This window comes from Rhodococcus sp. P3_B8 (assembly GCF_056402775.1).
The window spans coordinates 1-7,500 of the sequence record NZ_JBFUGT010000207.1; the positions used below are offsets into that span (position 1 = coordinate 1).

7 protein-coding genes (1 of these 7 only partly in view) are annotated in these 7,500 nt (G+C 67.9%); 4 read left to right on the forward strand and 3 right to left on the reverse strand.

Features of this window, described 5'->3' with window-relative positions; genetic code table 11:
* The 3 genes from argH to AC1D1G_RS33445 all read left to right on the forward strand — a co-directional run.
* A partial coding sequence (argH, locus tag AC1D1G_RS33435; protein WP_477955427.1) for an argininosuccinate lyase occupies positions 1-1,355 on the forward strand: 1,355 nt, incomplete at its 5' end.
* Positions 1,356-1,461: 106 nt separating this feature from the next.
* Positions 1,462-4,452 carry an acyl-CoA synthetase gene (locus AC1D1G_RS33440; RefSeq protein WP_477955428.1) on the forward strand — a complete coding sequence of 997 codons (2,991 nt, stop codon included), beginning with the start codon at positions 1,462-1,464 and terminating at the stop codon, positions 4,450-4,452.
* A gap of 38 nt (positions 4,453-4,490) precedes the next feature.
* Positions 4,491-4,703 (forward strand): Trm112 family protein, encoded by a 213-nt coding sequence (locus tag AC1D1G_RS33445; RefSeq protein WP_005247353.1) that lies wholly within the window; start codon positions 4,491-4,493, stop codon positions 4,701-4,703.
* A 25-nt stretch (positions 4,704-4,728) separates the two neighbouring features.
* On the opposite strand, the gene AC1D1G_RS33450 is transcribed toward AC1D1G_RS33445, so the two are convergent.
* The 3 genes from AC1D1G_RS33450 to AC1D1G_RS33460 are packed head-to-tail and all read right to left on the reverse strand — an operon-like array spanning position 4,729 to position 6,838.
* Positions 4,729-5,355 carry a TetR/AcrR family transcriptional regulator gene (locus tag AC1D1G_RS33450; RefSeq protein WP_283352504.1) on the reverse strand — a complete coding sequence of 209 codons (627 nt, stop codon included), beginning with the start codon at positions 5,353-5,355 and terminating at the stop codon, positions 4,729-4,731.
* Positions 5,352-6,107, reverse strand: coding sequence for an ABC transporter permease (locus AC1D1G_RS33455; RefSeq protein WP_280782470.1), 756 nt, complete (start codon positions 6,105-6,107; stop codon positions 5,352-5,354). The genes AC1D1G_RS33450 and AC1D1G_RS33455 overlap by 4 nt, the downstream gene beginning before the upstream one ends.
* Entirely contained in the window at positions 6,107-6,838 is a 732-nt protein-coding gene (locus tag AC1D1G_RS33460; protein WP_283352503.1) for an ABC transporter ATP-binding protein, read from the reverse strand. Before AC1D1G_RS33460 ends, AC1D1G_RS33455 begins: the two co-directional genes overlap by 1 nt.
* A 39-nt stretch (positions 6,839-6,877) precedes the next feature.
* Between AC1D1G_RS33460 and AC1D1G_RS33465 the strand changes: the two genes are divergently transcribed.
* Positions 6,878-7,500 carry the 5' portion of a DNA-3-methyladenine glycosylase gene (locus tag AC1D1G_RS33465; protein ID WP_283352502.1) on the forward strand. Its footprint extends 49 nt past the window's final position, so only the first 623 of its 672 coding nucleotides appear in the window; the start codon lies at positions 6,878-6,880; the stop codon falls past the right edge of the window.

Below are 7,500 nucleotides of genomic sequence, written 5' to 3' on the forward strand. Positions count from 1 at the left end.
CCGCCATGGCGGCGCTGAGCAAGTCCACCCACTTCGACTGGGTGCTGGCCCCGTACGACGTGCGCGCGTCCCAGGCGCATGCCCGGGTGCTGCACAAGGCCGGCCTGCTCGGTGACGAGGACCTGGCGGCGATGCTCGACGGTCTCGGCAGGCTCGCGGCGGACGTCGCGAGCGGCGAGTTCGTCCCGAGCGAATCCGACGAGGACGTGCACGGGGCGCTCGAGCGCGGGCTGATCGATCGGGTCGGTCCGGAGGTCGGGGGACGCCTGCGCGCCGGGCGTTCGCGCAACGATCAGGTGGCGACGCTGTTCCGGATGTGGCTGCGGGACGCCGTCCGCCGGGTGGCGGCGGGTGTTCTCGACGTCGTCGATGCCCTCGCGACGCAGGCAGCCGCGCACCCCTCCGCGGTGATGCCGGGCAAGACCCACCTGCAGGCCGCGCAGCCGGTGCTGCTCGCGCACCACCTGCTGGCGCACACGCATCCGTTGCTTCGTGACGTTCAGCGGCTGCGGGACTTCGACGTGCGGGCGGCCGTGTCGCCGTACGGTTCCGGAGCGTTGGCCGGCTCGTCACTCGGACTCGATCCCGAGGCGATCGCCGCGGAACTCGCCTTCGATTCRTCGGCCGAGAACTCGATCGACGCCACGTCGTCGCGGGACTTCGCGGCCGAGGCGGCGTTCGTGCTCGCGATGATCGGCGTCGACCTGTCGCGGATGGCCGAGGAGGTGATCCTGTGGAGCACTCCGGAATTCGGCTACATCACGCTCGCCGACGCCTGGTCGACCGGCTCGTCGATCATGCCGCAGAAGAAGAACCCGGACGTGTCCGAGCTCACCCGCGGCAAGTCCGGGCGGCTGATCGGTAACCTGACGGGTCTGCTGGCCACCCTGAAGGCGCAGCCGCTCGCGTACAACCGGGATCTGCAGGAGGACAAGGAGCCGGTCTTCGATTCGGTGGCGCAGCTCGAGTTGCTGCTCCCGGCGATCACCGGACTGGTCTCCACTCTCGAATTCCACACGGACCGAATGGCGGAACTGGCACCGGCGGGATTCACGCTGGCCACCGACATCGCCGAGTGGCTCGTTCGTCAGGGCGTCCCGTTCCGGGTCGCGCACGAGGCGGCGGGGGCGTGCGTCCGCGTTGCCGAGGCGCGGGGCGTCGGACTCGAGGATCTCACCGACGACGAACTCGCCGGGGTCGATCCGGCGCTCACTCCGGACGTGCGGGAGGTCCTCACCGTCGAGGGCTCGATCGCCTCGCGTAACGCCCGCGGCGGTACGGCCGGTATCCGTGTGGCCGAACAGTTGGGCGGGGTCCGTCAGCTGTCCGAGTCGCTGCGTGAGTGGTGTCGATGACGCCCGTGTCGGACGCCCCGGATTAGGGGCTGTGTGACGCGTCGAGCGCAGTAGGGTGAGGGCGGGCGGCAGTGAGACGTGCGTCACGGTTCGAGAGTCTGGGAGAGTGTTCGTGGGACTGAATACCGAAACGGTGATGGGCCCGATCCGTCGCGTGGTGGCGACGGCGCAGAACGGGTTGGAGGTAGTTCGCCTCGGCGGACTCGAGACGGACCTCACCACGTCGCCGTTCGAGGTGGTCGAACGCGCACCGATGTATCGGCTCCGCAGGTATTTCCCCGACACCGACCCTGCCGACGCCGGGCCCCCCATCGTCCTGGTCCCGCCGATGATGATGTCGGCCGACGTCTACGACGTGACCCGGGATCAAGGCGCAGTCGGCATCCTGCACTCGATGGGGATCGACCCGTGGGTGGTCGACTTCGGATCGCCGGATTCCGAAGAGGGCGGGTGGGATCGGAATCTCGCCGACCACATCGTCGCGATCAGCGAGATCATCGACCAGGTGCGGGCGCACACCGGTCGCGACGTCTACCTGTCCGGATACTCGCAGGGCGGCATGTTCGCCTACCAGGCCGCCGCCTATCGCCGCAGTCGCAACATCGCCGGCCTCGTGACGTTCGGCAGTCCGGTCGACACGCTCGCCGGGCTGCCGTTCGGCATCCCGGCGGGGTTCGCCACCGACGCTGCSGGCTTCCTCGCGGACCACGTCTTCAACCGGCTCGCGGTGTCGGGGTGGATGGCGCGCACCGGTTTTCAGCTTCTCGATCCCGTCAAGACACTGAAGTCGAGGCTCGACTTCCTGCGTCAGTTGCACGACCGGGAAGCGTTGTTGCCGCGGGAGCAGCAGCGGCGCTTCCTCGCGACGGAGGGCTGGGTGGCGTGGTCCGGTCCTGCTGTTGCGGATTTGCTCAAGCAGTTCATCGTGCACAACCGCATGATGACCGGCGGGTTCGTGATCAAGGACCAGGTCGTGTCGCTCGCGGAGTTGACCTGCCCCATCCTCGCGTTCGTCGGGGAAGTCGACGACATCGGTCAGCCGTTGGCCGTCCGCGGTATCCGCCGGGCCGCCCCACGGGCGAATGTGTACGAATCAACTTTGCGGGCAGGACATTTCGGCCTCGTCGTCGGTTCGGCTGCGGCGACCCACACGTGGCCCACGACCGGGAAATGGGTGCTGTGGAACGAGGGTCTCGGCCCACGGCCCACCAATATCGAGCTCATGCGCTACGACGAACATTTCGGCAGCGAATCCGGAGTCTCCATCAGCGACCGCATCATTCACACCGTGGCGTCGGTCGCCGAGGTCGGCGTCGGTGTCGGCAAGGGGATCAGTGATTTCGCTTCGGGGGCGCTGCGGGGAACGGTGGAGCTGTCCGGCGAGGCCACGCGGGCGCTGCCACGGCTGGCCCGGCTCGGTCAGATCCAGCCCCACACCCAGATCTCGYTCAGCCGGTTGCTGGCCGAACAGGGGCGGAAGGCGCCGGGCGGCGAGTGCTTCCTCTTCGACAATCGCGTCCACACCTACGCGGCGGTCAATCAGCGGATCGACAACGTGGTGCGCGGCCTGATCCAGGCCGGTGTCCGTCCCGCCGCTCACGTCGGCGTCGTGATGCAGACGCGCCCGAGTGCGCTCGCCGCCATCGCGGCGCTGTCCCGTCTCGGTGCCGTGGCTGTCCTCCTGCCCCCGGGCCGGGAGGTCCACACCGCGATCCGCATCGACGGTGTCGAACGCATCGTCACCGACCCGGAGAATCTCGACGCGGCGATCGCGACCGGGATGCAGGTCCTGGTTCTGGGCGGTGGCGACCAGCGCGACCTCGACGTCGATCCCTCGGCGAACGTCGTGGACCTCGAGAAGATCGACCCCGCCGCAGTGACACTGCCGGGCTGGTACCGGCCCGATCCCGGTCTGGCTCGTGAACTGGCATTCATCATCTGCAGTGAGTCCAACGGCCATTGGGAGACGAAACAGATCACCAATTACCGGTGGGCGCTGTCGGCGTTCGGAACGGCATCGGCCGCCGATCTGGACCGTGGCGACACCGTATATTGCCTTGCACCCCTGCATCATTCGTCGAGTCTGCTGGCAGCGATCGGTGGTGCCGTGGCAGGTGGCTCCCGGATCGCGCTCTCACGCGGAGTCGATCCCGAGCGGTTCGCCGAGGAAGTCCACCGCTACGGGGTGACCGTGGTGAGCTACACGTGGACGATGATGCGAGAAATCCTCGACGCCGAGAACCTCGCGCTCGACGGCAGTCACCCCGTCCGGCTCTTCATCGGATCCGGAATGCCGCAGGGGTTGTGGCGTCGCACGACGGAGMGGTTCGCACCRGCGAAAGTCCTCGAGTTCTACGCGTCCACCGAGGGCGACGTGGTTCTCGCGAACGTCGCAGGCGCGAAGGTCGGGGCAAAGGGACGCCCCCTCCCGGGGAGCGCGGAGGTCCGGCTCGCGGCCTACGACCCGATCGCCGGCCGACTGCTGGAGGACGAGCAGGGGTTCATCCGGGAATGCCAGGACGACGAGGTCGGTCTGCTCCTCGGCAGGGCGGGCGTGCACGCCGAGATGTCCGGCGGCGCGATGCGGGGGATCTTTGCCGCGGGCGACGCCTGGATTCCGACGGAGAACCTCTTCCGTCGCGACGCCGACGGGGACTACTGGCTGGTCGACCACCGGAAGACCGTCATCGCGACTCCGAGGGGAGCCGTGTTCACCCAGCCGATCGTCGATGCGCTCGTGTCCGTCGATCGCGTCGACCTCGCTGTTGCCTACGGGGTGGAGGTCGGAGGCCGGACACTGGCCGTGGCCGCGTTCACCCTCCGCGAAGGGCGGGCGCCGAGGCTGGCGGAAATCTCCGACGCCTTCGAGGTGCTTCCTCCCGCGCTGCGACCCGACATCATCCAGGTGGTGGAGGACATCCCGCTGGGGTCCTCGTACCGTCCGAACGCCGAGGCGCTGAGCGCGGCCGGACTGCCCAAGCCGGGAACCCGTGTGTGGTACGTCGATCCGGAATCGCAGCAGTACAAGCGACTGACGAAGGCGGTGGCCGCGGAGTTTCAGAACGGCTCGGCCGGGGTGCCTGCCGGCGCGCGGTAACCTGACACTGCTCACCCGAACGGTTGGAGAGGACTTCCGTGGTTATTGATCCGACGTTGCTCGGCATTCTCGCGTGCCCACAGGACAAGGGTCCTCTGCTGTTGGTCGGCGACGAGTTGCTCTACAACCCTCGCCTGCGACGGGCGTATCCCATCGAGAACGGGATTCCCGTCCTCCTCATCGACGAGGCCCGGGACGTCGGCGCGGACGAGCACGAGACGTTGCTCGCCCGGGCTGCCGGCGAGGCCTGATCACACCTGACTCGGGTGAGCCCGATCACACCGGCAGAGCGCCGGTGAGGTAGCGCTGCAACGTCGGTCCGACGATCGCGACGAGGTCGTCGACGGGCAGCGACGCGAGTGGYTCGAATTCGAGGATGTACCGCGTCACCAGAACCCCGGCCATCTGGGATGCCACCAGCTGCATGCGCAGCATCCCGGTTCCCGGCGGCTCGTCGACGCGCGGTCCGAGGTCTCGGAGCACGACCTCCAGCAGGAACGTGCGAATGAGATTGGGTTCGTTTCCCGCCATCGCGGACCGGAACGCCGCGACCACGGCGGGCTTGTGGGGCGACTCCCAGATGGAGAAGACGGCCCGGGCGAGGTGCCTACCGACCTCGCCCGTCGGAAGGTCGAGCACCGGAGCGATCACTTGCGTCGGATCCACGGGAATGTCCACCGAGGCGAGGAACAGATCTCGTTTCGTTCCGAAGTAGTGGTGGATCAGGGCGGAGTCGACGCCGGCCCCGGTGGCCACGGAGCGCACGCTGGTTTTGTCGAAGCCGTTCTGTGCAAACAGTTTCCGTGCACTCGCCAGGATTCGTGACCGTGTGTCCGGGTTGCCCGGGCGTCGTCCAGTGCGCAGACCCGGGGTGGCGTCCGCGCGTGTCGCGGGGCCGGTCATGGTGTGCGACGCCTCAGGGTCGCGGCGCCCAGCGACAGTGCGAGGAGCGCGAAGGCGGCGACCACCGCCAGGTCGCGCCACATGAGCCCCGTCGCCCCGGGATGGGTGGCGACCTGTTGCAGCGCCTCGACCGCGTAGCTCAGCGGGAGGACGTTGCTGATCCACTCGAGCCACGTGGGGAGCTGATCTCGCGGAACGAGCAGACCGCACAGGAAGAGCTGGGGCACCACGACCACCGGCATGAACTGCACCGCCTGGAACTCGGTGCGTGCGAAGGCGCTGCACAACAGGCCGAGGGCGACGCCGAGTATCGCGTTCARCACGGCGATCAGCAGCACCCACGTCACGCTGCCCTCGGTGGTGAGGCCGAGGAATCCGAACGAGACGACGCAGGCCAGCGCCGCCTGCGCGGCAGCGGCCGTGGAGAACGCGGCAGCGTAGCCGCCGAGCAGGTCGAGTTTGCCCATCGGGGTCGTGAGCAGGCGTTCGAGTGTTCCCGACGTCCGTTCGCGCTGCATCGCGATCGACGTGACGAGGAACATCACGACGAACGGAAGGATGCCGAGCATCGTGATCGCGACGCGCTCGAACAGCGACTGCTGACCGGGCGGCGCCGGAACGTTCTGATACAGGAAGTACAGCAACACCATCAGCAGACTGGGTACCACCAGAATCATGGCGACAGTGCGGTGATCCGTTCGCAGTTGCGCGAGGATCCGTCCTGCAGTGGCCGCGAAGATCGTGACGTTCATCAGTTCTCGCTCCCGACATGTGATGCGCGAATGAGGTTCAGGAAGGCGTCTTCGAGGCTCGTCTCACCGGTCTGCTCCCGGAGTTCGCCGGGGGAGACCTGCGCGAGAACGTAGCCGTCGCGCATGAGGAGCAGCGAAGCGCAATGTTCGGCCTCGTCCATGACGTGGCTCGACACGAGCAGGGTGGTACCGGCGTCGGCGAGGGCTTCGAACCGTTCCCACAATTCGACGCGCAGGAGTGGGTCCAGTCCGACGGTCGGCTCGTCGAGGACGAGGATCTCGGGGCGTGCCACCAGCGCGCAGGCGAGGCTGACCCGTCCCAGCTGTCCTCCCGACAGATCCGCGGCCTTCTGGGTTGCGAAGCGGGTCAACCCCACCGCGTCGACGGCGTCGGTGACCGCGTCCGAGGGCTGGCCGTAGAGCGCGGCGAAGTAGGCCACGTTCTTCTTGACCGAGAGGTCGGCGTACACGCTGGGGGACTGGGTGACGTATCCGACGCGGCTTCGTAACGAGACCGAGCCTGCGGGGGAGCCCAGCACCGTGACCGTCCCTGATTCCACGATCTGCGTGCCGACCACGCACCGCATCAGCGTGGTCTTTCCGCAGCCGGAGGGTCCGAGGAGGCCGGTGATGGATCCGCTCGGCACCTGGACGTCGATGCCGTGCAGCACTTCGTTCTTGCCTCTTCGCACGTGCAGATCTCGGATGTCGATCGCCGGGCTGCCGGTCATGGCGGGCCTCAATTCATCACTGGGTGAATTCATTGCTTGATGAATTATGCGACCGCCGGGGTGGCGACGTCAACGGTTGTGGAGAATCGGGACGTGACCATCGATCGACTTGACCGGGCCGAACCCGTCGACGCCGCGCGAATCGTCCTCGGATCCACGCTGATCGTCGGAGACGTCCGCATCCGCATCGTCGAAGTGGAGGCGTACGGCGGGGAGAAGGACGGCCCGTGGCCCGACCCGGCATCGCACTCGTACCGGGGAAGGACGCCGCGCAACGAGGTGATGTTCGGACCGGCCGGGCATCTGTACGTCTACCGCAGCTACGGAATGCACTTCTGTATGAACGTGTCGTATGGGCCCGTCGGAATCGCGGGCGGGGTGCTGCTCCGGGCGGGCGAAGTGCTCGACGGTTGCTCGACGGTCCAGGCGCGCAGGCCCCGCGTCGCGCGACCCGCGGAGTGGGCGCGCGGTCCCGGCAACCTGGGGTCCGCGACCGGCGTGACCCTCGCGGAGAACGGTGCGGCACTCTTCGAGTCCGATTCACCGGTTCGACTGGAGGTCGGGGAGTCGGACGGCTGGGTGAGTGGCCCCCGGGTCGGTGTCAGCACGGCCGCCGACCGGCCGTGGCGCTTCTGGATTCCCGAGTCGCCGGCCGTGTCCGC

Bases quoted from the DNA above. Each gene is read 5' to 3' on its own strand.
- AC1D1G_RS33460 (WP_283352503.1), bottom strand. From the start codon at position 6,838: ATGACCGGCAGCCCGGCGATCGACATCCGAGATCTGCACGTGCGAAGA.